21 protein-coding genes are annotated in these 23,583 nt (G+C 63.9%); 12 read left to right on the top strand and 9 right to left on the bottom strand.

The genetic code is table 11. The features are described from left to right. Window positions 1-154: 154 nt before the first annotated feature. A complete protein-coding gene (locus HWX91_RS41155; RefSeq protein ID WP_260324179.1) occupies window positions 155-289 on the bottom strand; it encodes a hypothetical protein in 135 nt (44 codons plus the stop codon). Window positions 290-604: 315 nt separating this feature from the next. On the opposite strand from HWX91_RS41155, the gene HWX91_RS28080 reads away from it, so the two are divergent. Continuing rightward, window positions 605-1,270, top strand: a complete 666-nt coding sequence (locus tag HWX91_RS28080) for a hypothetical protein (protein ID WP_102857379.1) — start codon at window positions 605-607, stop codon at window positions 1,268-1,270. 24 nt (window positions 1,271-1,294) lie between these two features. On the opposite strand, the gene HWX91_RS28075 is transcribed toward HWX91_RS28080, so the two are convergent. Then, window positions 1,295-1,840 carry a hypothetical protein gene (locus HWX91_RS28075; RefSeq protein WP_102857380.1) on the bottom strand — a complete coding sequence of 182 codons (546 nt, stop codon included), beginning with the start codon at window positions 1,838-1,840 and terminating at the stop codon, window positions 1,295-1,297. A 109-nt stretch (window positions 1,841-1,949) separates the two neighbouring features. Here HWX91_RS28075 and HWX91_RS28070 point away from each other — a divergent pair, with 109 nt between their 5' ends. Both HWX91_RS28070 and HWX91_RS28065 read left to right on the top strand, forming a co-directional pair. Then, window positions 1,950-2,849, top strand: a complete 900-nt coding sequence (locus HWX91_RS28070; RefSeq protein WP_102857381.1) for a helix-turn-helix transcriptional regulator — start codon at window positions 1,950-1,952, stop codon at window positions 2,847-2,849. Then, window positions 2,846-4,768: a DUF3857 domain-containing transglutaminase family protein gene (locus HWX91_RS28065; protein ID WP_102857484.1), complete on the top strand. Its 1,923-nt coding sequence runs from the start codon at window positions 2,846-2,848 to the stop codon at window positions 4,766-4,768. The genes HWX91_RS28070 and HWX91_RS28065 overlap by 4 nt, the downstream gene beginning before the upstream one ends. Before the next feature lie 119 nt (window positions 4,769-4,887). Here HWX91_RS28065 and HWX91_RS28060 read toward each other — a convergent pair whose 3' ends face one another. The 5 genes from HWX91_RS28060 to glgC all read right to left on the bottom strand — a co-directional run bounded on the left by HWX91_RS28060 (window position 4,888) and on the right by glgC (window position 11,131). Next, window positions 4,888-6,039, bottom strand: coding sequence for a branched-chain amino acid ABC transporter substrate-binding protein (locus HWX91_RS28060; RefSeq protein ID WP_030103575.1), 1,152 nt, complete (start codon window positions 6,037-6,039; stop codon window positions 4,888-4,890). Between the two features lie 422 nt (window positions 6,040-6,461). After that, window positions 6,462-6,923 carry a hypothetical protein gene (locus HWX91_RS28055; protein WP_030103574.1) on the bottom strand — a complete coding sequence of 154 codons (462 nt, stop codon included), beginning with the start codon at window positions 6,921-6,923 and terminating at the stop codon, window positions 6,462-6,464. A 230-nt stretch (window positions 6,924-7,153) separates the two neighbouring features. Further along, the gene (gene pdxY, locus HWX91_RS28050) at window positions 7,154-8,020 is read right to left on the bottom strand and encodes a pyridoxal kinase PdxY (RefSeq protein ID WP_102857382.1); all 867 of its coding nucleotides are present in this window, start codon (window positions 8,018-8,020) and stop codon (window positions 7,154-7,156) included. Between the two features lie 231 nt (window positions 8,021-8,251). Next, the gene (gene glgA / locus HWX91_RS28045) at window positions 8,252-9,712 is read right to left on the bottom strand and encodes a glycogen synthase GlgA (protein WP_030103572.1); all 1,461 of its coding nucleotides are present in this window, start codon (window positions 9,710-9,712) and stop codon (window positions 8,252-8,254) included. Between the two features lie 153 nt (window positions 9,713-9,865). Further along, on the bottom strand, window positions 9,866-11,131 hold the full coding sequence (gene glgC / locus HWX91_RS28040) for a glucose-1-phosphate adenylyltransferase (protein ID WP_030103571.1): 1,266 nt from the start codon (window positions 11,129-11,131) through the stop codon (window positions 9,866-9,868). 468 nt (window positions 11,132-11,599) lie between these two features. Between glgC and HWX91_RS28035 the strand changes: the two genes are divergently transcribed. After that, entirely contained in the window at window positions 11,600-12,736 is a 1,137-nt protein-coding gene (locus HWX91_RS28035; protein ID WP_102857383.1) for an alpha/beta fold hydrolase, read from the top strand. 140 nt (window positions 12,737-12,876) lie between these two features. Here HWX91_RS28035 and HWX91_RS28030 read toward each other — a convergent pair whose 3' ends face one another. Continuing rightward, the gene (locus HWX91_RS28030; RefSeq protein WP_102857384.1) at window positions 12,877-13,872 is read right to left on the bottom strand and encodes an LLM class flavin-dependent oxidoreductase; all 996 of its coding nucleotides are present in this window, start codon (window positions 13,870-13,872) and stop codon (window positions 12,877-12,879) included. Between the two features lie 1,107 nt (window positions 13,873-14,979). Here HWX91_RS28030 and HWX91_RS28025 point away from each other — a divergent pair. Genes HWX91_RS28025 through HWX91_RS28005 form a run of 6 tightly spaced genes read left to right on the top strand, consistent with a single transcriptional unit; the run spans window position 14,980 to window position 20,243 of the window. Continuing rightward, window positions 14,980-16,059 carry an LLM class flavin-dependent oxidoreductase gene (locus tag HWX91_RS28025; protein ID WP_102857385.1) on the top strand — a complete coding sequence of 360 codons (1,080 nt, stop codon included), beginning with the start codon at window positions 14,980-14,982 and terminating at the stop codon, window positions 16,057-16,059. Between the two features lie 11 nt (window positions 16,060-16,070). Further along, window positions 16,071-16,934, top strand: coding sequence for a class II aldolase/adducin family protein (locus HWX91_RS28020; protein WP_244144154.1), 864 nt, complete (start codon window positions 16,071-16,073; stop codon window positions 16,932-16,934). A gap of 14 nt (window positions 16,935-16,948) precedes the next feature. After that, window positions 16,949-17,332: a type 2 periplasmic-binding domain-containing protein gene (locus tag HWX91_RS40920; RefSeq protein ID WP_244144153.1), complete on the top strand. Its 384-nt coding sequence runs from the start codon at window positions 16,949-16,951 to the stop codon at window positions 17,330-17,332. After that, complete coding sequence (locus HWX91_RS40915) at window positions 17,329-18,003, top strand: ABC transporter substrate-binding protein (RefSeq protein ID WP_244144152.1); 675 nt, start codon at window positions 17,329-17,331, stop codon at window positions 18,001-18,003. Before HWX91_RS40920 ends, HWX91_RS40915 begins: the two co-directional genes overlap by 4 nt. A 33-nt stretch (window positions 18,004-18,036) precedes the next feature. Beyond that, window positions 18,037-18,645, top strand: a complete 609-nt coding sequence (locus HWX91_RS28010; protein WP_102857386.1) for a cysteine dioxygenase family protein — start codon at window positions 18,037-18,039, stop codon at window positions 18,643-18,645. Next, window positions 18,642-20,243, top strand: a complete 1,602-nt coding sequence (locus HWX91_RS28005) for a rhodanese-related sulfurtransferase (protein ID WP_030102573.1) — start codon at window positions 18,642-18,644, stop codon at window positions 20,241-20,243. The genes HWX91_RS28010 and HWX91_RS28005 overlap by 4 nt, the downstream gene beginning before the upstream one ends. Before the next feature lie 9 nt (window positions 20,244-20,252). Here the strand turns inward: HWX91_RS28005 and HWX91_RS28000 are convergent, their stop codons facing one another. Continuing rightward, complete coding sequence (locus HWX91_RS28000; protein ID WP_102857387.1) at window positions 20,253-21,164, bottom strand: LysR family transcriptional regulator; 912 nt, start codon at window positions 21,162-21,164, stop codon at window positions 20,253-20,255. A gap of 271 nt (window positions 21,165-21,435) precedes the next feature. On the opposite strand from HWX91_RS28000, the gene HWX91_RS27995 reads away from it, so the two are divergent. After that, window positions 21,436-22,347 carry an ABC transporter substrate-binding protein gene (locus HWX91_RS27995; RefSeq protein WP_244144159.1) on the top strand — a complete coding sequence of 304 codons (912 nt, stop codon included), beginning with the start codon at window positions 21,436-21,438 and terminating at the stop codon, window positions 22,345-22,347. Between the two features lie 25 nt (window positions 22,348-22,372). Further along, on the top strand, window positions 22,373-23,563 hold the full coding sequence (locus HWX91_RS27990; protein ID WP_102857389.1) for an acyl-CoA dehydrogenase family protein: 1,191 nt from the start codon (window positions 22,373-22,375) through the stop codon (window positions 23,561-23,563). The last annotated feature ends 20 nt before the right edge of the window (window positions 23,564-23,583 follow it).

Raw genomic sequence — 23,583 nt, 5'->3', positions numbered from 1 at the left:
GAACGTATAGAGCGTCGAACAGGGTCTCGTTGCCGCGTTGAGGCGGGCGGCCATGCGCTAGGGATTGCATCGCGTCGAAGCGGCGTGGCCACAAAAAAGCCCCGCTTGTGGCGAGGCTCTCCGATACGCGCCGCGTGGCGGCGCTGCACAACAATTAGTGGCAGTGGCGTTCCCAGTGGTGATGAACGCGCACTTTGTGGCATACGGGGTGATGCTCATACGCCTGGGCGGGAGCGATCGCGCTCAGGGCGACAACGGTTGCTGCGATGGCGAGAACGATTTTCTTCATTACAGAATCCTTAAATCATGGTGATGGTGCTGATGCTGCAGCACGCGGCGTGCCGCAACGGGTCAAGAGGATGCCACATATCGCGCGTGCCGCGTGGGAACGCTGACCGAATGCAAGGGTCAACTCAAAACGCCGGGCTTCGTGGCGATTTATCCCGGGACAGTGTGCGCTAGCGTGCCATTTCAACACGTCGACCGGTACGTAATACGCGTGCGGGCATTGCGCGCCACACACTGAAGCGGCTACCCTTTCAGAACGATGACGTGTACATATAGCGTCATCCATACATCGGGCAAAAAGATGGAAGACCCAGCGATGGAAGATTCCGACGAATTGCTGCTCCCGGTCTGGCGAGCGAACCTGGTGCTGCTGACCCGCGAGGTCGGCGCGGCGACCCGTCTGGCGCGCATGATGACCTTTTCCGCCAGCTACCTGAAATTGATGTTGTCCGGCCAGCGCGAATTCAGCGAGGAGTTCGTGCGTGGAATCGAGGCGGTCACGGGTTTGCCGAATGGCTGGATGAACGTGTCGCATACCGGGCAGGACATCCCGGCCAATGCACGTGAGGCGATCGACAACGAACAGCCGCTCGCGCGTTTTCGCGGCACCGCGCATCCGGTGCGCAAGAAGACGGTGCTGCGGCCGCCCGAGCCGATTTTCGGTCAGGCGAACCCGGCGAAGCGCGTGGAAGAGGAGACGCTCGATGCCGAAGCGCATCGGCGGCAGGCCCACTTCCGCAAAGTTCGCGATCTGGCGATGCAGGATGTGCGGCGCTTCGAGCGGCATTTGAGTCATGCGCCCGTGGACCTTGCAACGATGCGATCGAAAGTGGAGGACGTGATCGCGGCCGCCGATCTCGACGACCCCATTCAGGCCGACCTCGCCGGGCGGCTCGAGCAGATCGAAAAGCATCGGCATTTGCTGCTCAGGCATGTTGAGCGGCTACAGGCCTTGCTCGGGCAAATCGGCGGAGCGGATTGAGCGCTGCGCCCGAAAGCTGATGACCTAACGCCTGCGCCGCGCGTGGAATTCGCCTTCGAGTGTCCACGTTACGCCATTTTGCGCCAGCGCCACGCCGGTCCAGCGGAACGAATCCCGGGTAATCTCAGTGAAATTCCAGCGAATCGGCGTGCCGTCGGCATGGGTGCCGATCTGCACCAGATCGTCTCCGACGCGCCGGCCGGTCAATTCATCGCGCTGACCGGTCAGCGGATTCAGATAAGTCACGCGCCACGCCCGCAGCGCCGGGTCCCACACCCGCAGCGTGGTGCCGTACATGCTGTCGGCGGGCGAGAGCGCGGCGTGACGCTCGCCGCGTGGCGGCATGATCCACACGTCTTGCACGGCACGGCCCTCGAGAACCCAGCCGAAATGAATCTCGCCGCGGCGTGGGGCCTGGCGGAGGTCGACGCGGTAATGCAGTACGTCCATGTCCCAACTGCCGGTCAGCCAGCCGTACAGGTCGTCGGCAGCGTCGATTCCGGCGGCTCGCGCCGGGGCGCTCAAGGCGGCGTGAAAACCACGGTCGATAGTGTCGTCCAGCAGGTCCATCGGATGTGCTCCTTCGGTTGTCGAGTGAAAGCACGGGCGCCGTAACGTGCAAAACCGCGCCGGCCGCCGATGTGCTAAAACCACGATACGGACTTGGCCGAGGTGCGTCTTGGGGAAAATTGCCGTCACTTTGCAGCAGGCGCTGGCGCAACGCGCACGGGAAGGCACGCGCGGCGGCACCAGCGCGCGCCCATTGGCCCAAGGTGCGAGTTGGGCTGTTGCGGACATCCTCTGCACCTTCGGCCCCCGCGATCAGCCGTTCGAGGAACGGCACGCGGGCGTGTGCATTGCAATGGTGGTGGCCGGCTCGTTCGGCTACCGGAGCGCCACGGGACGCGCGTTGCTCACCCCCGGCGCGCTGCTGCTCGGCAATCCGGGCGACTGTTTCGAATGCGGTCACCGGCATGCGCCTGGCGATCGTTGCATCGCCTTTCATTACGCGCCGGCGTACTTCGAGCGGCTTGCCGCGGATGCGGGCATCGCGGGCGGCGATCTGAACTTCAGGCGCGCGCGGATTCCATCGCTGCCCGCCTTGTCGCCGCTGATCGCGCGCGCCTGTGCCGGCGCGCTGGAGGCAGGCGGCGCGGGTTGGGACGAACTCGCCATTGAACTGGCCGTCTCGACGCTCAAGGAGGCGGGCGCATTGACGCGTGCGGAACCCGCCGCGAGCGCCGCAACCTGGTCGCGCGTGGCGCAAACGGTGCGCCTGATCGACGACGCACCTGGTGCCGCGCACACGCTGACGAGCCTCGCTGCCGCCGCAGGCCTGAGCGAGTTCTACTTTCTGCGCACGTTCCAGCGCGTGACCGGCGTGACGCCGCATCAGTATCTATTGCGGGCGCGTTTGCGAGCGGCGGCGCTGCGGCTTCGCGACGATAGCGCGAAGGTCGTCGATATCGCGCTCGATTGCGGCTTCAACGATCTGTCGAATTTCAACCATGCATTTCGCGCGGAGTTCGCGTCGAGTCCGCTTGCGTGGCGAGCGCGAGGCAGGGCGCGTCGCACATGACCCGGTGCGCGCCGTTTGCGACGGTGGCCGCCGCGTTGACGCTGCTTGCGTGTGTGGCCGCTGCGCAGGCTGAGAGCCGTGATGTGAGCGGACCGGGCGCATTGAGCATCGCCGGCACCCCCAACGACGACCTTTCCCCTTCGACGATCGAGCGTGACGTCCACCTCTTCGTGATCCAGAAAGACGGCTCTGTTGAAGAACATGACGATACGGTTTTGCGCGCCAACACGACGAGCGGCGTCGACGATATCGCGCAACGTTACGTGTGGTTCAACAAGGACATCGAGCAGGTGCAATTGCTCGCCGCTGAAACGATCGATCCGGATGGCGTCGCGCATCCGGTCGGCCCCGAAGCGATTCGCGACGTGCAGGAACCGCGCTCGGCCGGCGCGCCGAGTTTCGAAGACGGGGTGTTGCGCACGGTGATCTTTCCGGGCGTCGAACCCGGCGCACGGGTGCATCTGGCGTTTCGCAAGACCCGCGCGAAAGCGCTACAGGCGGGCACGTTCGCGTACCTGGTCGAACCGACTCGCGACCCCGTCGAGTTGCAGCGCCTGATCTTCGATCTGCCCGCCGACGTTCCCCTCTATGCCGATGCGCGCGGCTACGTCGCGCTGCCGCCCGTCACGGCGAACGGCCGCACCCGCTACGAGTTCGATTACCGGCACGGTCCTTACGCGCCGCTCGAAGCGGGCGCGGTAGGCTATGCGAACTGGGGCGACCGGCTGATGGTGTCGACGGTGCCGGACTTCGCGAACTTCGCCGCGCGTTATCGCGGCCCCGCTGCGGATCCGACGATGAGCGACCCGGCGATAATCCGGCTCGCGCAAGGCCTGACCGCGCAGGCGAGCGACGCGCGCGCGAAAGCACGGATCCTGTACGACTGGATGCGTTTGAATATTCGCTACGTGGCGCTGTTTCTCGGCGAGACGGCGGCGATCCCGCACAAGGCGGTCGACATCCTGCGCAATCGCTATGGCGACTGCAAGGATCACGTCGCCTTGTACAGCGCGCTGTTGGCCGCGGTTGGCATCCGCAGCGAGGCTGTGCTGCTCAATCTCGGGCCGTACTACAGTTTGCCGTCCGTGCCGGGATATGGAAGCAGCGCGATCAATCACGCAATCATCTGGATTCCTGATCTATCGTTATTTGCCGACACTACGGCGGGCGGCGTGAGTTTTGGCTACCTGCCGCCGAGCGTGATGGACCGGCCGGTTTTGCTGGTCGACGAGGGTGTGCTGGCGCGCACGCCGGCCACCCAGTTGCGCGAACGCACGGCGCGCCTGCAGATCGACGTCGACGAGCAGGGAGCGGCAAGTTACGCTTATCGCGTGGAGGATAGCGGCTATACGGCGGAGCTCGAACGTAATCTGTTTCGACGGGCAACGCGGCAGGGCACCCAGCAGATTGCCGCGAATCGTCTGTTGCAGACCGGCTTGCACGGCACAGCGCATTTGCAGACCAGCGACGTGGCCGCTACGGACGGCCCTTTTTCCACTTCGATGCAGGGACGCGTGGAGCATTTTGTCTGGACCGATGGGACGACCGCTGTGCCGGCCCTGACGAGCTTGTCCGGCGGCATGGCCGGGCAGGTGCAGGCGTGGCTGGCGCAACCATCGAGAACGCAGCCTTGGGCGTGTCTGGGAGGAACGTTCGACGAAACACTGGAGCTGACGCTGCCGAGCTTCGTCCATGTGACGGATGTGCCGCCGGATGCCGCGGTGAAGGATCGTTTCTTCGAGTTTTCTTCCCGCTACGTGTTCGATCCTGTTGCGCGGGTCTTGCAGGTGAGGCGCCATCTTCAGGCCGCATTCGGGCACCAGATGTGCTCAGCCGATGAGTTCGCCGGTGTGACGGATGATCTTGTGCGGATCGAGCGGGATCTCGACGCCGAGGTGGTGGTGAAGGTGGTCAGATAGGCGCGTGCGGTGTCGGCAGAGGTATCCGCGGAGGCAGCGGCACCGATATGGCCCGAGGCGGTGAAACAGCACCGCCTCGGTCCATACCAAACTACTCTGTCAAGAGCAAACGAAGACCCTTAACTTCCGCTCTTGGTCACGATCGGAACCCACGCCCCGTTCTTGACCTGGTACAGCGTGGAAGCGCCGCTCTTCAGCGCCCCGGTGCTGTCGAAAGAAATCTTGCCTGTCACGCCGTCGTAGTCGATCGCTTTGAGAACCGGCCGATAAACCGCCGGCGACGTGGATTTCGCCTGTTGCATCGCCTTGATCGCAGCCCACGCGCCGTCATAGCCAAACGGCGCGTACGACAGGATGTCCACCCCGAAGCGTTTCTTGAACTTCGCGGAAAAGTCCTTGCCGCCCGGCAACTGGGCCAAGGGCCTGCCGTATTCCCACGCCATCGCGCCTTCGGACGGCTCGCCGGCGAGCTTGATGAAGTCCTCGTCCATCACGCCGCCGCCGCCCACCAGTTGTGCGTTCAGGCCCAATTGCTTCATCCGCTTCGCGAAGCCCGCCGCCTGGGTATCCAGCCCGCCGAAGAAAACCAGATCCGCATTGGCCGCCTTGATTCTGGTGATCTGCGTGCTGAAGTCCACCGCGTGATTGTCGGTGTATTCGCGCGTCACGATGTTGCCGCCATGCGCTTTCACCGCTTTCTCGAACTCGTCGGCTTCGCCCTGGCCGAACGCCGTGCGGTCGTCGATGATCGCGATGCGTTTGGCCTTCGTCACCTCCACGGCGTAGACGCCCGCGTTGCCGGCGTTCTGCGCATCGGTGGAAATCACCATGAAGGTGTTAGCGAAACCGCGCCCCGTAATGACCGGATTGGTCGCGGCCGGATCGATCACCGGAATGCCGGCCTGCTCATACACCTGCGAGGCGGGAATCGTCGTGCCCGAATTGAAGTGGCCGACGACCGCCGATACGCCCGCGTCCACCAGCTTCTGCGCGGCCTGCACGCCGATACGCGGGTCGGCCTGGTCGTCCTCGGAGACGAGCTGGAATTGTGCGACCTTGCCGCCGATCTTGAGCTTCTGGGCGTTGGCTTCTTCGATCGCAAGCCGGACACCGTTCTCCAGATCTTTCCCATAGCCGGCGTTGGCGCCTGTGAGCGGCGCGGCGAAGCCGATCTTCACCGGCAGGTCGTCGGCGAAACTGGCTAGCGGCGCGATTGCGAGGGCAGCGCCAACAAATAGAGCAAGCGGTTTCAGCGTGTTGTGAAGACTCATGTCTCTCTCCTTCGACAGTTTCAGGTTTGCAGGCAGCAAGCGGTAACGCTGGATCGACGTGCCGTGGCGTTCACATGCCGGTCAATCTGGCGCGAATATAGAAAGCCAATTTATGAGCGTCTTGGCAGTTCGCGGCGCTTTGAATGAGCATTTCGGCATAGGCCGCGCAGCGCTTAGGCTGGCGGCCTGTCAGCGGCGGCGCGCGGGTGCGGATTGCGGCATATGCTTAAGAAATGGGGCGGCCTGTATTTGCCGAAGAAGCGAAGGGCGGCCCGCAGAAGCCGCCCGGGAAACCGGCGCGAGCGCGCCGGCTTTACTGCTGCGGTGCAGTTGCGCAAACGGGCGTTCGCATAGCACCGGTGAAAAATCTGAGGCCCGGCCGAATCGCCCGATGCGACCGGCCGCAAGCTAAAACGATGCGCTCAATGCTCGCCTTGCTGGCGCAGCAATTCTTCACGCAGACGCAGCAGGGGCGCCTTGGTCTCTTCGTCCGCCCAGGTGTCGAGATCGTCGATCGCGCGCTGGCAGCCGTCGAGCACCAGGTCGAGATCCACCGGCACGCCGTTGTTCAACGCGAATTCGATGGTCTCGGCGAACTGCTGGCACTCGTCCTCGCCGTAGGAAATGTCGAGGTTGTCGGCGATGACTTCGGCGATGTTGCTACGCGCCTTGTCGTCGGGCGTCACCATATCGACGATGCCGCGCGCCACGGCCGGCGAATAGTAAAGCGCGATGTCGAGCCACTGTGCGGGGTCGAAGTCGGCCTGGTCGAACTGGCTCTCGAAGAACTCGATTGCTTCCTGCTCGTGCGCTTCGTCCGCGTCGACACTCATGCACAACTGCTCAAAAAATTCTTCCCGCTCGCTGCGGATATAACCGTCCATCAATGCCTCGTCTGCTGAATGCCGGATGCCCGGATGCCCGGATGATTGACGCCCGGACGCCAAAAAAATGCGGCGTAGGCGGCCGGCGGCCTGAGCCTACGCGGCACGCATTATAGGACGCTCAGTTGACAAATGCGGGTTGGGCGCCGCGTGCCGGTTCGAACCACAGCAGACACGCGAGGCTGCCGGGTGCGTGTCGAGTCGCGCGAGTGCAGGGCGGTTATCCCGTCTCAGGCCGTTTCCGCGACCCAGGCGTCGAACCATTCACGCGGTTGCGCGATTTCGCTCTGCGCCGCGACCAGTTCCAGCTCGTAGCGCCCGGCTTGCCACGTTGCCTTGACGACAGCGTTCACGGCGGCCAGCGTGTGCTCGAAGGCCGCGCGAATCGAATCGCCCAGCAGCGTGCGCGCGACGAACACTGCGCTCGTCAGATCGCCGACGCCCACCGGCTGCCGCGCGAACGGGTAGAGCGGGCGCTGACCCATCCAGGCCTCGCGCTCGGTGACGACCAGCATGTTGAAGCGGTCGGCAGGGCTGTTGCGATCGAGCAGATGTTTGACCAGCACGAGCTTCGGTCCACGGGCAATGACCTCGCGGGACGCGGTCACGGCTTCTTCGAGCGTCTCGATCTCCCGGCCCACGAGGCGCTGCAACTCGGTATGGTTCGGCGCCATCGCGTCGGCCACTGCCGGCATGGTGCGGACGAGAAACTCCTGGATACCCGGTTCGACCTTGCAGCCGCTCGTGGCGCCCATGACCGGATCGCAGAAGTACCACGCGCGCGGGTTGGCGGCCTTCACGGCCTTGACGATTTCCACTACCGATTGCGCCTGCTCGGGCGTGCCCAGATAGCCCGACAGCACGGCATCGCAGCGCGGCAGCACGCCGATTGCGCCGATACCGTCGACCAGATCTTCCATCTCCGATGCCTGAATCGCACCGCCGGTCCAATGACCGTATTGCGTGTGGTTCGAGAACTGCACGGTATTGAGCGGCCAGACATTCACGCCGAGCCGGCGCATCGGAAACACGGCCGCGCTGTTACCGGCGTGCCCGAAGACGACATGTGACTGAATGCTCAGAACGTTTTTCGTCATGGTGTGGCCCGCGCAAGCAGGAATGCGCGATTAATGGGAACGGACGGACGGCCGCGGCGGCGAACCGGCCGTGGCCGGCCGCCCGAAGCGGCGTGACTCTTTCAATGGTTTAACTCTTTTAGATAGTGCAAGAAAAATGCGCGATCTGCACAGAGAGAAAACAATACATGAGTTTGTCACAGGCGAGTTGATCCGTCCCCGTGTTGTTGCGTCGAACCATCACAAGAAGGATCAGGCGAGTTCCCGATACAGCGCGAGATAGCGCTCGGCCGAGGCGCCCCAGCCGAAATCCTGGCGCATCGCCCTCCGTTGGGTGGCTTTCCACTCGGTGCGGCGGCCATGGAGCGCAAACGCGCGGCGGATCGCCGCTGAGAGGCCTTTCGGCTCGAAGCGCTCGAACACGAAGCCGGTGGCGAGATCGTCGGCGAGATTTTCGAGCGACGCGTCGACCACCGTATCCGCCAGCCCGCCGACACAATGCACGAGCGGCAGCGACCCATAAGCCAGCGCGTACAGTTGCGTCAGCCCGCAAGGTTCGAAGCGCGACGGCACCGCGATCACGTCGCTGCCCGCGACGATCGTATGCGCCAGGGTTTCGTCGAAACCCAGTTCGACCGCCACCGATTCCGGATGAGAGTGCGCGACCCGTTTCAAACCGTTTTCGAGCGCCGGGTCGCCGGTGCCGAACACCACCAGCTGGCCGCCGCGTTTGACAATCTCGGGGACCGTTTCGAGCAGCAGGTCGAGGCCTTTCTGTTCGGTGAGCCGGCTCACCACGCCGAATAACAGCGCATCGCTTTTCTGCGCGAGACCGAAGCGCTTCTGCAAGGCCTCCTTGCAGGCCGCTTTGCCGGCCAGACGGGTGGCCGTGTAGTGATCTTCGAGCAGCGCGTCGGTGGCGGGATTCCACACCGAGTAGTCGACGCCGTTCAGGATGCCGCTCAGATCGTGCGAGCGATGGCGTAGCAAGGCATCGAGGCCGCCGCCCTGGGCGAGGGTCTGGATTTCGCGGGCGTAGGTCGGGCTCACGGTGGTGATGCGGTCGCTGTAGTAGAGGCCGGCCTTGAGGAACGACAACTGCCCATAGAATTCGACTCCGTGCATGCTGAAGAAGTCGTCCGGCAAGCCTAACTGGCCGAACTGGTGCGCCGGAAAGACCCCTTGGTACGCGAGGTTGTGCACCGTGAAGATGCTGCGCGCGAACCGGCGCCCATGCTCCCGTTCGGCCGCCTTCAGATAGGCGGGCGCGAGTCCGGCGTGCCAGTCGTGCGCGTGGACGATCTGCGGTGCCCACTGCGGATCGAGGTGCTGCGCCAGTTGGGCGGCAACCCAGCCGAGCAGGGCGAAGCGTTGCGCATTGTCGCCGTACGGGACGTGTTCGTCGTTCAGATAGGGGTTGCCGGGACGGTCGTACAGGGTGCCGGCGCGGATCACATAGACGCTCAGGCCGTTCGACGGCAGCGTGCCTAGTTCGAGGGTGACGTCTGGCGCGTCGAAACGGCGGCCCATCTGCGCCACCGGCCGCAAGTCGGTCAAGCCGGCGACCACGGCGGGAAAACCGGGCAGCAGCACCCGCACATCGGCGCCGCGCTCGATCAGCGCAGGCGGCAACGCGCCCGCGACGTCGGCGAGACCGCCCGTTTTGAGGAGGGGATACAGCTCGCTTGCGACGTGCAGGGCGCGAATCGTCATAGGCTCGGTCTCGTTCCTGTTAGAGCGGGTTTGCCGTCAGGTCGGTGTAAACGGCGCAAACCGGGTAAGCGGTGGGCGCTGTGCAACGGGTGCAACGGTAGCGGCAACGCTCGCCGGTTCGTCATGCCGTTCCGGCGAGCGTCACGTTCTCCGTCACTTTCCCTTCTTCTGCAGCGCCTCGGGCGTCACCAGCACCACGCCGTCGTCGGTGCGATAAAAGCGTTCGGCGTCGGCTACCGGGTCTTCGCCGATGATGGTGCCGTCCGGAATGGTGCAGCCGCGGTCTATCACCACTTTTTGCAACCGGCAGCTCGCGCCGACGGTGACCTGCGGCAATAAGACTGCCTCATTGATGTTACAGAACGAACTCACTTTCACATTCGACGACAGCACCGAGCGCGAAATCTGCGAACCCGAAATCACGCAGCCGCCGCATACGATCAGGTTGTTGCCGGTGCCTTGCAGGCCTTTCATGTCGCGGACGAACTTGGCGGGCGGCAACTGCTCCTGGTACGTCCAGATCGGCCAGTTGCGGTCGTACAGGTCGAGCGTCGGGATGGTGGAGGCGAGGTCGAGGTTGGCTGCCCAGTAGGCGTCGATCGTGCCGACGTCGCGCCAGTAGGGCTCCACGCTCGGATCCGACGACACGCAGGACATGCTGAACGGATGCGCAATCGCCGTGCCTTGCGTGACGACTCGCGGCAGGATGTCTTTGCCGAAGTCGTGATCGGTATCGACGCTCGAGATGTTTTCTTCGAGCAACGTGTACAGATAATCTGCGCTGAATACGTAGATGCCCATGCTGGCCAGCGCCACGTCCGGACGGCCCGGAATGGAGGGCGGATCGGCGGGTTTCTCGACGAAGCCGGTCACGCGCCGGTTTTCATCCACATGCATCACGCCGAAGGCCACAGCGTCCATGCGCGGCACCTCGATGCAGCCGACCGTGCAATCCGCGCCGCTTTCCGCATGATCCGCGAGCATGCGCGTGTAGTCCATCTTGTAGATATGGTCGCCCGCTAGCACCACCACGTACTTCGGCCGGATCGAGCGGATGATGTCGAGGTTCTGGAACACGGCGTCGGCAGTGCCGCGGTACCAGTGAGCGCCTTCCACACGCTGCTGCGCCGGCCACAGATCGATGAACTCACCGAATTCGCCGCGCAGGAAGCCCCAGCCGCGCTGCAGGTGGCGCAATAGCGAATGCGCCTTGTATTGCGTGACGACCGCGATACGGCGGATGCCGGAGTTCAGGCAATTGGAGAGCGCGAAGTCGATGATCCGGTACTTGCCGCCAAAGTGCACCGCCGGTTTGACGCGCTTGTTGGTGAGCGGCCCGAGCCGCGTGCCGCGCCCGCCTGCAAGGACAATGGCGAGGGTAGTGCGTTGCAGATCGTTCAGCCGTGCCGGAGTTTCCATGTCTGTCTCCTTTGTCGGCCAGAGTTGGCGTGTTAGCGCCTGCTTTGAGCCGATGCAACATAGTTGCTGATTAGTATGCCCCGGATGGTCTTGTGCTTTTTTCGCTCCGTGCGATTGATTCGTGCTGCCAGGCGGCCCTGTTTTTGCGAGCCTGTCTGCTAGTTCTAGCACCGATTTGCCGTGAGCGAATAGTGTTGATTGTGCGGATGCCTCTCATGCGACCGCTTTGCGAACGATCAACCCTTGCACCGGCCGCATCCGTGCGCCACGACACATAGAACGCAAGGTGAGCCTCCGCAATATGCGTGCCAAACCGGCCGATGCCGTGGCGGATTTGCGCGCGCGGCAGCAAAGTCCGGCGGCGCGTCGTAGAATCGTCCGCTCTGAACGGGGTGCGGACCCTGGTTTGCCGGCGTGCGCGACCCGCATGCTTCCTCCCGCCGATTTCTCCTTGCAAGAAAACTATCGATGAATGCCCGCCGCCTGTCTTTGTTTGCCATCGTGAGCGCCTGCGTGCTGGCTGCCGCGCCCGGTGTTTTTGCCGCCACGCCGGCCAGCGCCGCGCTTGCCGGTGGTTCGGGCGGTTCCGGTGTTCCGGCTACCCCGCCGGCTTCTGCCTCTGCCGGGGCCGCTCCGGTTGCCGCCGCCGACAACAGCGGTCCGGCGTACGGCCCCGAGTTGCAGGGTTTCAACTATCCGGAGCCGGTCGGACAATACGACTTCACCTCGCAAGGCGTGGCGCTGCATATGGCCTACATGGATATCAAGCCGGTCCATGCGAATGGCCGCACGGCCGTGTTGCTGCACGGCAAGAACTTTTGCGCGGCGACGTGGGACGCTACGATTCATCGTTTGAGCGACGCTGGCTATCGGGTGATCGCGCCGGACCAGATCGGTTTTTGCAAATCGAGCAAGCCGGAGCACTATCAGTACAGTTTTCAGCAACTGGCGCGCAACACGCATGCGTTGCTCGAATCGCTCGGCGTGACAGACGCGACGATCATCGGCCATTCGACTGGCGGCATGCTCGCGATCCGCTATGCGCTGATGTATCCGCACGAGACCGAACAACTGGTGCTGGTCAATCCGATCGGCCTCGAGGACTGGAAGGCGAAGGGCGTGCCGTCCTTATCGGTCGACCAATGGTACGAACGCGAGCTGAAAACGACTGCGGACGGCATTCGCCGTTACGAACAGGCCACCTATTACGCCGGCCAGTGGCGCGCGGACTACGAGCCGTGGGTACAGATGCTGGCGGGAATGTACCGCGGCCCCGGCAAACGGATCGTCGCGTGGAATTCCGCGTTGCTGTACGACATGATCTACACGCAGCCGGTGGTGTACGAACTCGGCCACCTGAGCATGCCGACGCTGTTGCTGATCGGCCAGAAGGACACGACCGCGATTGGCAAGGACGCGGCGCCGCCCGAGGTGCGCGCGAAGATCGGCCATTACCCGGAGTTGGGCAAGGCTGCCGCGAAGGCGATTCCGCATGCGACGCTGGTTGAATTCGCCGAGTTGGGGCACGCGCCGCAGATGCAGGATCCGCAGGCGTTTCATAAGGCGCTCCTCGATGGGCTGGCGGCGGTGTCGGCTAATCGGTGAGTTGTTGCTGGGTAGTGGACTCGAACGTCACCCGGCCATGCGCTATGCAAAAAAAGGGGCGGTCCTTTGCTGAGGGGCCGCCTTTTTTACCTGTTTCCGGCGTTCTCAGGCGCCGGTCGGATTATTCGTTGCCGCTGCGGCTACTTGCCCGCGCTCAATTCTTCGCGTACCTGAGCGGCAATCTCGAACGAGCGCAAGCGGGCCTGGTGGTCGTAGATCTGTGCGGTCAGCATCAATTCATCCGCGCCGGTCTGGTCGATCACCGACAGCAGTCCTTCGCGTACCGCATCGCGATCGCCGACGATGGAGCAGGCGAGCGAATGTGCGACGCCGTTCATCTCCATCTCCGACGCTTCGAGCCGCTCCACGGGCGGTTGCAACTGGCCGGGCGTGCCGCGCCGCAGGTTGATGAACTGCTGCTGCAGCGAGGTGAACAGACGCCGCGCTTCGTCGTTGCTATCGGCGGCGAACAGATTGACGCCGACCATTGCGTAGGGTTTATCGAGTGTTGCCGACGGACGGAACTGTTCGCGATAGACCTTTAGCGCGGTGAACATGTGGTCGGGCGCGAAGTGCGACGCGAACGCGAACGGCAGACCGAGTGCCGCGGCCAGTTGTGCGCTGTACAGCGACGAGCCGAGCAGCCATAGCGGCACGTGCAGGCCGGCACCGGGGACGGCGCGAATACGCTGGCCCGGCACGGGGTCGGCGAAATAGCGTTGCAACTCGACGACGTCGTCGGGGAAGGATTCAGCGCTATTTTGCAGATCGCGGCGTAGTGCGCGGGCGGTGCTTTGATCGGTGCCGGGTGCGCGACCGAGGCCCAGGTCGATGCGGTCCGGATAGAGCGAGGCGAGGGTGCCGAACTGTTCCGCGATGACTAGCGGTGCGTGGTTTGGCAGCATGACGCCACCGGAGCCGACGCGGATTGTTTTCGTGCCACCTGCGACGTAGCCGATGACCACTGAGGTGGCTGCGCTGGCGATGCCGGTCATGTTGTGGTGTTCCGCCAGCCAGAAGCGGCGGTAGTGCCAGGTTTCCGCATGCTGCGCGAGGTCCAGGGTGTTTCTGAACGCGTCCGCGGGGGTGGCGCCGGCGATGACGGGCGAAAGGTCCAGCACTGAGAAGGGGATCATTTTCTGTTCATTTGGTGTTTTGGGCGCTTTCGCGCGATGGGGCATTTTGGCAAAGGTTTTGGTTTTGTGCTGACGGGTCGGCGATTTCCATGTTTGTAGAAGGGTTTGGAGGGGGGCCTGCTCGGCGGGGTTTGGTGGCTGTTCTTTTTTGGCGTTGCCTTTCTGGGGTTGGTCTTTTGGCCTTTCCTTGCTTTGTTATTGGTCTATTAGCGTTCCCCCTGTGCGGGGGGGCACCTACTTTTCTTTGCCTGCCGCAAAGAAAAGTAGGCAAAAGAAAGCGGCTCAAACCGCCAGCTCATAAGCGGGTCCCCCGCACAGCCGCGGTAGTGGTGCATCTGGAATCCGTGCCCCCGCACACTCCGCGTTAGCGACAAGGCGCTCATCAGCTCCCACTCCGCACTGCGTGCGTCGCGGACGGGTCTGCCAGGGAAACCAGTGGGTTTGATTCGCGTAGCGAGCAAGCCCCAGAGGCCTGCGCTGTTAAATATTCGTACTTCGAATGAAATGATGCCGGCGATAACGGTCCACCAGGTGCAGCCAGCCCCTACGCCCAGCGGGCGTGTGGGGGAAACGCGGGGACGGTTTTATGAATGGGGTATCGGCGCGCGCAGCGCCGCCGGAGGTATGACTGCCTTGTCACTGAGGCGGAGTGTGCGAGAAGACAGATTCCAGATGCACCACTCCCTCCTCCAAGCCAGGGGACCCACTTATGAGCTGGCGGTTTGAGCCGCTTTCTTTTGCCTACTTTTCTTTGCGGCAGGCAAAGAAAAGTAGGTGCCGCCCCGCACAGGGGCAACGCTAATAGACCACTAACAAAACAAGGAAAGGCCAAAAGACCAACAAGAGAAGAACGGACCACAAACACAGCAAGAAAAGGCCAAAGAGTCAGATCAACAAAAAAAGCGCCGCAACGCCCCACCTGCCAGGCAGGCAAAAAACACCAAACTCCATTACATGCAAACCCGATATAGATATGTCCGATCAATATTTAACAACCGCATGTAGCGCTGCTACCTTAACCCCCTCGAACAGAGCAACAGATCCAGCCAGAAAAGAAAAGCCACCGCCCCGCCGGGCAAAAAGACCTCACTTAGGGAGACACCCACCGTGTCCATCGAATTCATCGGCATGATCCAGACCCGCAAGGTGTCTGAAACCCACCTACCGCAAGGTCCGGTCATCGACATCGAATACGTGGAGCAATTCGCCCGCGCACACGAAGCCGCGGGCTTCGACCGCATCCTCGTGCCGCATCATTCGACCAGCCCCGACGCGCTCCTCACCGTCGCCCACGCGGCCAGCGTCACCAGCAAAGTGCACTTCATGCTCGCGCATCGCCCAGGCTTCGTCGCCCCCACGCTCGCCGCGCGCCAGTTGGCAACCCTCGACCACTATTCGGGCGGACGCCTCGCCGTCCACATCATCTCCGGCGGTGACGACGCCGAACAACGCCGCGACGGCGACTACCTGTCGCATGACGAACGCTACGCCCGCACCGACGAATACCTGCACATCCTGCGCCGCATCTGGACCGAGGCCAAACCCTTCGATCACAACGGCCAGTACTATCGCTTCGAACAAGGCTTCTCCGAAGTGAAACCCGTGCAGCAACCGCATATCCCCGTCTACTTCGGCGGCGCATCGGCGCCCGCACTCGAAATCGCCGGACGTCATGCGGACGTCTACGCACTATGGGGCGAATCGAAAGCGCAAGTCCGCGAGCAGGTCGCCCGCGTGCGCGCGGAAGCAGCCAAACACGGTCGTACCGTGCGCTTCTCTGTGTCGTTCCGGCCGATTCTCGCCGCGACCGAAGCGGCCGCGTGGGAACGCGCGGAACACATCCTCGAAGAAACGAAACGCCTGCGCGCGGCGCAGGGACTCGGTGTGGGCGGCCCGGCACAAAGCGAAGGCGCGCGGCGGCTGCTCGCGGCATCCGGCGAATCGGATCGCGTCGATGAACGTCTGTGGACCGGCGTGGCCAAGGAAATCGGCGGACGCTCGAATTCGACCGCGCTGGTCGGCACGCCCGAACAGGTCGCGGACACGCTCGCGGAGTATTACGCGCTCGGCGTCTCCACCTTCCTCGTGCGCGGCTTCGATCCGCTCGAAGACGCCATCGACTACGGCCGTGAGCTGATTCCGGCCACCCGCGAACGCATCGCGCGCGTCGAGCGCGTGGCCGCCTGAACGGAGTCACGATGACCGATCTGTCCACCGCGCTGCAAAACGCCCCGGCGTCGCAAAGTGCACCCGCGCTGTATCGCGCCCCGGATACGGCGCCGCTCCAGCGTCACGCGCCAATCCGCAAATTCTGGTTCGACGACGTTGCGCCGCGTGAAAGCATCGCGGCGGAGCGGCGCTATCGGCAGGAGCGGCTCGCTGTAGCGTTCCGCCTGTTCGCGCGCTATGGCTTCGACCAGGGGCTCGCCGGCCATATCACCGCGCGCGATCCGGAGTGGCCCGACCACTTCTGGGTCAATCCGTTCGGCAAGCACTTCAGCCGCATCCGCGTGTCCGATCTGCTGCTGGTGAATGCACAAGGGGAGATCGTGGTCGGCGAAGGCCCACTGAATCAGGCGGCCTTCGCGATTCATGCGGCAATTCACGAGGCGCGCCCCGATGTGGTCGCCGCCGCCCATACGCATTCGCTCTACGGCAAGGCGTGGTCGACGCTCGGCCGCACGCTCGATCCGCTCACTCAGGATTCGTGCGCGTTCTATCAGGACCACGCGCTGTTCGACGACTTCCGCGGCGTCGTGCTTGATACCGATGAAGGCGCGCGTATCGCCGCGGCGCTGGGCGAACGAAAAGCGGTAATCCTGAAGAATCACGGCATCCTTACCGCAGGCCCGACAGTCGAGGCGGCGGCCTGGTGGTACATCGCGCTCGATAACGCCTGCCATGCGCAATTGCTCGCTGAAGCCGCCGGCACGCCGCAGCCCATCCCGCCCGATGTCGCCGCACTCACGCACGAACAGGTAGGCCGCCCGGGCGGCGCATTGTTCGCGTTCCAGAGCTTGCTGGAAGGGCTGGTCGAAGCCGAGCCCGACGTCCTCAACTGAACAGCCCCCATAAGATGACCCAACGTTCTGATTCGCCGGTTTCGCTCCGGCGCCGCCGGCTCGTGTCCGCGCTGCCGGCGGCTGCGTTGCTCGGCGCCGCGGGCACCGGCGCGATGTCGGCAATGGCCGCCGCCAACACGCCCGCGGCCAGCGAGAAAACCGATCCGCACGTCGATCTCAGCAAGGTCCGTTTGCGTGTTGCGACCTACAAAGGCGGCGACGCTACGCTGCTGAAAGCCGCCGGCCTGGCGGATACGCCGTACACCATCGACTGGTCCGAGTTCCAGTCGGGCAACGCGATGGTCGAAGCAATGAACGGCGGCTCGCTCGACATCGCCTCGGGCAGCGAGATCCCGCCGATCTTCGCGCGTCTGCAGAACGCCCAGGTGCGTGTGTGATCGCCGTCTACAAGGACGATGTCAACAACCAGGTCGTGCTGGTCCCGAAGGGCTCGACGATCCGCTCGATCGCCGATCTGAAGGGCAAGCGCGTCGGCTACCTGCGCGCCACCACGACGCATTACTACCTGCTGCGCATGCTTGAAGAGGCAGGGCTTTCGTTCAACGACATTCAGGCCACCTCGCTCGCGCCACGCGACGGCTTCGCGGCGTTCAACGCGGGGTCGCTCGATGCCTGGGCGATCTACGGCTACAACGTGCCGCTGGCGATCTCGCAAGCGGGCGCGCGCGTGCTGAAAAACGCCAACGGCTATCTATCCGGCAATTACCTGTATTACGGCCATCCGTCGGTGCTTGCCGATCCGCAGCGGCGGGCAGCATCGGCGGATCTGCTGGTGCGGCTGCAACGTGCGTGCGCGTGGTTCGGCCAGCATCAGGATGTGTACGCGAAGGTGCTGTCCGCCGAGTTGCGCGTACCCGAGGAGGCAATCCGCTCGTTGTATCGCAATCAGAGCCAGCCACGCCGCGTCACCGGCGTCACGGCGGCGGATATCGCGAGCGAGCAGCAGGTTGCCGATACGTTCACGCGGGCGGCGGTGATCGACCGCCACGTCGACGTCGCGCCCTTGTGGACCGACACCTTCAACGCCGCGCTAGCCCACGGCGTCTAAGCGGTTCAGCTCAACTTATCTTCTGATCATTCGATGACTCAAACCTTGAGGCCGGACCGGCTGCGCGCATTCGTCGGCCGGATTGCGTCGCTCGTCGACGAACGTGCGCCCGAAGCACAGTTGCTCGACGCGGGCGGTGCCGCATTGCGCGAACTGATCGCGCACGACGACTGGTTGCCCGACGCCTTCGCGCAGCCCGATCTCGAGCGCTATCAGCAATTTCTGCTGCATGCCGATTCGCAGCAGCGTTTTTCAATCGTCAGTTTTGTATGGGGACCGGGCCAGTCGACGCCGGTGCACGATCACACCGTATGGGGTTTGATCGGCGTGTTGCGTGGTGCGGAAATTGCTCAGGGATATCGCATCACGTCAGGCGGCACGCTTGAAGAAGAGGGGCTGCCAAAGCGCCTCGACACCGGAGCAGTGGATGCCGTGTCGCCTGCCATTGGCGATATCCATCGTGTGAGTAATGCTTTTCGTGACCGTACGTCGATCAGCATTCACGTGTACGGTGCAAATATTGGCGCGGTGACACGTTCTGTCTATCCTGCCGGCGGTGGGCGCAAAACTTTTATCTCCGGTTACTCGAACGACGTGTTGCCGAATATCTGGAATGTTGCGAGGGAGTCCCTGATCTCATGAGTTTCGCTAAAGAGTTCCGTATCCGATCATTCAAGGACGTGCGCCGTGCGCTGCTCGAACGCGAGGAAATCGCGCTCGTCGACGTGCGCGAGGAAGATCCGCACGCACGCAGTCATCCGCTGTTCGCGGCCAATCTGCCGCTGTCCCGGCTCGAACTGGACGCGCCGGTGCGTCTGCCGCGCCGCGACGTGCCGCTCGTCGTATTCGACGACGGCGAAGGGCTCGCCGAGCGCGCCGCGAGCCGTCTGAGCGAGCTGGGTTATACCGACGTGGCATTGCTCGAGAATGGTTTGCAAGGCTGGCGCGAGGCGGGCGGCGAACTGTTCCAGGACGTCAACGTGCCGAGCAAGGCATTTGGCGAACTGGTCGAAAGCGAGCGCCATACGCCGTCGCTCGGCGCGCCGCAGGTGCAGGCACTGCTCGATCACGGCGCGGATGTGGTGGTGCTCGACGCACGCCGTTTCGACGAATACCAGACCATGAATATTCCGGGCAGCATCAGCGTGCCGGGCGCCGAACTGGTGCTGCGTGCACGGCAGCTTGCACCGAACCCTGCCACGCGGATTATCGTCAACTGCGCGGGGCGTACGCGCAGCATCATCGGCGCGCAGTCGCTGATCAATGCGGGCGTGCCGAATCCGGTGGCGGCGCTGCGCAACGGCACGATCGGCTGGACGCTGGCCGGCCAGGCGCTCGCGCATGGCAGTTCGCGCCGCTTCGATCCGATTGTCGACGACACACTTCGTCTTGGCGCCGCCGATTCCGCGCGCGAGGTGGCCGATCGTGCGAGGGTAGGACGCACCTCGCGCGACGAAGCACGCCGCTGGGCCGACGAAGCGGTACGCACCGTCTACCGCTTCGACGTGCGCACGCCGGAAGAATACGAAGCGGGGCACGTGCCGGGTTTTCGCAATGCGCCAGGCGGCCAGCTTGTGCAGGAGACCGATATGTTCGCCCCGGTGCGAGGCGCGCGTGTGATCCTCGCCGACAACGACGGCGTGCGCGCGAACATGACCGCGTCGTGGCTCGCGCAGATGAATATCGAGGTGTACGTCGTAGACGGCCTGAGCAATGCGGACTTCGCTGAAAAAGGCCCAGCGCCCGCGGCGCGTTATGCACCCGCGCCGCCCGAGGTCGATGAAATTTCACCGGCTCAACTGGTAGCGCTCCTGCAGTCGCCCGGCACCATCGTGCTGGATTTCACCACCAGCGCGAACTACGTGAAGCGGCATATCCCGGGCGCGTGGTTCGCGATTCGTGGGCAACTCGAAGAAGCGTTGCGCAAGCTGCCGGATGCGCAACGCTATGTGGCGACCTGCGGCAGCAGTCTGCTTGCGCGCTTCGCAGCGCCCGAGCTGGCGGCGTTGACGGGCAAACCGGTGCAGGTGCTAAGCGGCGGCACAAACGCGTGGATCGAAGCGGGTCTCGCCGTGGAAAGTGGCGAGACGCGTCTGGCATCGCCGCGCATCGATCGTTATCGACGCCCGTATGAGGGAACCGACAACGCACGCGAAGCGATGAACGCGTATCTGGAGTGGGAGTACGGGTTAGTCGCTCAGCTTGGACGCGATGGGACGCATGGCTTCCGCGTGCTCTGAGAGAAGGGTTCAGGCGGCGCGCTGCGCGCGCGCCTCCTTGAACTGCCGTTCGATCGCGGCGCCGAACTGCTCGACCGGCTGTTGCAGCTTGCCCAGCACGCGCGGATGCACGAGCCAGATATCGATGAGCGGCTTGAAGTCGCTCATCGGGACGATGTCGAGCGCGTCCGCATGAGCGCTGACCTGTAGCAACGGTAGGGGCACGAGTCCCAGGCCGTTGCCGTCGGCCACCAGTTGCAATTGCAGTTCGGTGCCGAGTGTTTCCAGATTGAGCTTGAGCGCGAGCCCCAGGCCCGTCAGCGCGCGTTGCAGGCCGTCGCGAAAGCCGCAACCGTCCGGATTCAATACCCACCCGATCGACTGGCATTCCGCCAGCGTATGCGCGCGTTTCTTCAACAAGCCTTTCTGCGCGACCACGGCCAGCTTGACGCGGCCGAGCGAGCGCGCCGACAAGGATTCGTCGAAGGTCTTGTTGCTGGGCAGCAGGATCGCGGCGGCGTCGAGTTCGCCCTGCTCGACGCGTGGCAGTAACTGGCTGCCCCAACCGGTCGACGCCCGCGCTTGCAGATCGGGGTAGGCGGTCTTGAGGCCGCGCATCGCATCGGTGAGCGCGATATCGGCAATCGTCTGTGCGACGCCGAGGCGCAGCATGCCGACCGGCGGCGTATCGGTGGCGACGATCTCGCGCAACACGTCGAGCTCGCGCTGGATCACGCGGCATTGGTCGTAGACGATGCGGCCCGTTGCGGTCGCCTTGAGCGGACGTGTATTGCGGTCGAGCAGTTCGACGCCGAGCGCCTCTTCGAAATTCTGCAGACGGCGCGTGATTGCCGGTTGCGTCAGGCCGAGCGACAGCGCCGCCTGCTGCAACGACTGACAGCGAATGACGGTGACGTAGGCGTCGATTTCGTCGATCTTCATGGTGAGCGGTGACTCGGTGAGTTCGGCAGATGCGCAGGTTTTGTGCGTTCGATGATACCCGGATCGATGCGCGCGCACGCGTTGCCGGCCAAGAAAATTCGCATATTTGCTTAGCAGAATAATGCGTTTGTCTTATACAGATGAGTGCCTTATCGTCGATGGCACATCATCCGAATGCCACGACACGATCGCCCCCATGCCGACCTTCCGCCCATCTTTGTCCGCCTCATCCGTTCTGCAGCGCGCGTTGTTCAAACCGCTCGGCGCGGCAATGTTCGCCCTGTGTGCAACTGTGAGCGCAACCCAGGCTCATGCCGCCGATTTACCGGTGCTCAAGGTCGGCGACCAGTCCTTGCAAACACGCGGCATTCTCGAAGCCTCCGGCCAACTGAAAGACCTGCCGTACAAGATCGAGTGGTTCAACTTCCCCGCGGCGCAACCGCTCGGCGAAGCGCTGAATGCCGGCGCCGTGGATGTCGGCGGCCTGGGCGACGCGCCGCTCGTGTTCGCGCTCGCGGCCGGCGCGCGCGTGCGGGCCGTCGCGGCGACCCGGTCGAATCCACTGGATCTCGCGATCGTCGTCGGCGCGCATTCGCCGTTGAACGATGCGGCGAGCCTGAGGGGCAAACGCATCGCTACCACGCGCGGTTCGATTGGCCACTATCTCGCGCTCGCCGCACTGAAGAAGGCCAACGTGCCGCTGACCGACGTCTCGTTCGTCTTCCTCGCACCCGCCGATGCGAAGGCGGCGCTTGCGTCAGGCAGCGTCGATGCATGGTCGGTGTGGGACCCGTACACCGCGCTTGGCGAAGCGCGCGATCACGATCGCATCATCGCCAACGGCGTCGGTCTTTCCGAAGGGCTCAGCTATCAGGTCGCGACCGAACGCGCGATTACGCACAAGCGCCCGCAACTCGCCGACTTCCTGCGGCGCGTGGCGATCGGTCAGCGTTGGGCGCTTTCGCATCCCGACGAAGTGGCGGCGATGCAATCGAAAGTCACGGGCCTGCCGACCGACGTGCTGAAAACCGTCTATCAGCGCGGCCAGGTGCACCCGGTAGCGATCGACGACAGCGTCGTCGCCGCGCAGCAGCGTACCGCCGATACTTACGAAGCCGCCAATGTAATCCGGGCCCATCTCGATGTGCGCACGAGCTTCGATCGCAGCTTCCCTCTGCCTTGATGATGCGGTTTCCTGGAGTTCCTGTATGAATGCCCCGATTGCCGAAAGCGCGGTGACGCGCCGTCATCCACCGCTCGATAGCGATACGTTCGACGCCTTGCTCGCGCAGCTCACGAGCGAGTTTGCGGTCAGCGCGGCCCACTACGACCGCACGGCGGAATTTCCGCACGCCAACCTGGCGCGCCTGCACGAATTCGATCTGCTTTCGTTGACGGTGCCCGCACCGCTCGGCGGCGCCGGGGCGAGCCTGCCGCAGGCGTTGAAGGTGGTGCGCGCGGTGGCGCGCGGCGAGCCGTCCACGGCGCTGGTGCTGGTGATGCAGTACCTGTTTCATCATCGCTTGCAGGGCAATCCGCATTGGCCTGTCGAACTGCGCGAACGCGTGGCGCGTGAAGCGGTGCGCGACGGCGCGCTGATCAACTCGCTGCGCGTCGAACCCGAACTGGGTACGCCCGCACGCGGCGGCTTACCGTCGACTATCGCGAAGCGCAGCGCCGATGGCTGGATCATCGACGGCAGCAAGCTGTACTCGACCGGCAGCCCTGGCCTCACGTGGCTCGCGGTATGGGCGCGCAGCGACGAGACGCCGCCGCGGGTCGGCGTATGGCTGGTGCATCGCGATACGCCTGGCGTGCGGGTCGGCAGCGAATGGAATCATCTGGGCATGCGCGCCACGGGCAGTCACGAGCTTGTATTCGACAACGTGTTCGTGCCGGCCAGTCACGCGGTTGACGTTCATCTACCTGGCGAGCCGAGTGCCGGACTCGATCCACTCGGCTTTGCGTGGATGAGCGTGCTGTTGTCCGCTGTATACGACGGCATCGCACGGGCCGCTCGCGACTGGTTCGCGCAATGGGCGGCCGGACGCACACCCGGCAACCTCGGCGCGCCGCTCGCGAGTCTGCCTGCGTTCCAGCAGACGCTCGGTCGCATCGACGCGCTGCTGTTCAGCAATCGCGTGTTGCTCGACGCAGGCGCGCATGCCGAACGCGTGACGCTCGACGAAGCGCCGCTGATCAAATACACGGTGACGAATCAGGCCATTGAGGCGGTGCAACTGGCCGTCGAGGCGAGCGGCAATCCCGGCTTGAGTCGTGACAATCCGCTCGAGCGTCATTATCGCGATGTGCTGTGCGCGCGGATCCATACGCCACAGAACGATTCGGTATTGCAGGGAGCCGGGCGCGCGGGTTTCGCAGCTTGGCTTCACGCGTGAGCAGGTATGCCTCGCCGGCA

The organism is Paraburkholderia fungorum (assembly GCF_902833645.1).
Lineage (GTDB): Bacteria > Pseudomonadota > Gammaproteobacteria > Burkholderiales > Burkholderiaceae > Paraburkholderia > Paraburkholderia fungorum.
The sequence above is the reverse complement of the archived record's forward strand: the minus strand, read 5'-3'. Positions and strand labels throughout refer to the sequence as shown.

Bases quoted from the DNA above. Each gene is read 5' to 3' on its own strand.
- HWX91_RS41155 (WP_260324179.1), bottom strand. From the start codon at position 289: ATGAAGAAAATCGTTCTCGCCATCGCAGCAACCGTTGTCGCCCTGAGC.
- HWX91_RS28080 (WP_102857379.1), top strand. From the start codon at position 605: ATGGAAGATTCCGACGAATTGCTGCTCCCGGTCTGGCGAGCGAACCTG.
- HWX91_RS28075 (WP_102857380.1), bottom strand. From the start codon at position 1,840: ATGGACCTGCTGGACGACACTATCGACCGTGGTTTTCACGCCGCCTTG.
- HWX91_RS28065 (WP_102857484.1), top strand. From the start codon at position 2,846: ATGACCCGGTGCGCGCCGTTTGCGACGGTGGCCGCCGCGTTGACGCTG.
- HWX91_RS28060 (WP_030103575.1), bottom strand. From the start codon at position 6,039: ATGAGTCTTCACAACACGCTGAAACCGCTTGCTCTATTTGTTGGCGCT.
- HWX91_RS28055 (WP_030103574.1), bottom strand. From the start codon at position 6,923: ATGGACGGTTATATCCGCAGCGAGCGGGAAGAATTTTTTGAGCAGTTG.
- pdxY (WP_102857382.1), bottom strand. From the start codon at position 8,020: ATGACGAAAAACGTTCTGAGCATTCAGTCACATGTCGTCTTCGGGCAC.
- glgA (WP_030103572.1), bottom strand. From the start codon at position 9,712: ATGACGATTCGCGCCCTGCACGTCGCAAGCGAGCTGTATCCCCTCCTC.
- glgC (WP_030103571.1), bottom strand. From the start codon at position 11,131: ATGGAAACTCCGGCACGGCTGAACGATCTGCAACGCACTACCCTCGCC.
- HWX91_RS28035 (WP_102857383.1), top strand. From the start codon at position 11,600: ATGAATGCCCGCCGCCTGTCTTTGTTTGCCATCGTGAGCGCCTGCGTG.
- HWX91_RS28030 (WP_102857384.1), bottom strand. From the start codon at position 13,872: ATGATCCCCTTCTCAGTGCTGGACCTTTCGCCCGTCATCGCCGGCGCC.
- HWX91_RS28020 (WP_244144154.1), top strand. From the start codon at position 16,071: ATGACCGATCTGTCCACCGCGCTGCAAAACGCCCCGGCGTCGCAAAGT.
- HWX91_RS40920 (WP_244144153.1), top strand. From the start codon at position 16,949: ATGACCCAACGTTCTGATTCGCCGGTTTCGCTCCGGCGCCGCCGGCTC.
- HWX91_RS28010 (WP_102857386.1), top strand. From the start codon at position 18,037: ATGACTCAAACCTTGAGGCCGGACCGGCTGCGCGCATTCGTCGGCCGG.
- HWX91_RS28005 (WP_030102573.1), top strand. From the start codon at position 18,642: ATGAGTTTCGCTAAAGAGTTCCGTATCCGATCATTCAAGGACGTGCGC.
- HWX91_RS28000 (WP_102857387.1), bottom strand. From the start codon at position 21,164: ATGAAGATCGACGAAATCGACGCCTACGTCACCGTCATTCGCTGTCAG.
- HWX91_RS27995 (WP_244144159.1), top strand. From the start codon at position 21,436: ATGTTCGCCCTGTGTGCAACTGTGAGCGCAACCCAGGCTCATGCCGCC.
- HWX91_RS27990 (WP_102857389.1), top strand. From the start codon at position 22,373: ATGAATGCCCCGATTGCCGAAAGCGCGGTGACGCGCCGTCATCCACCG.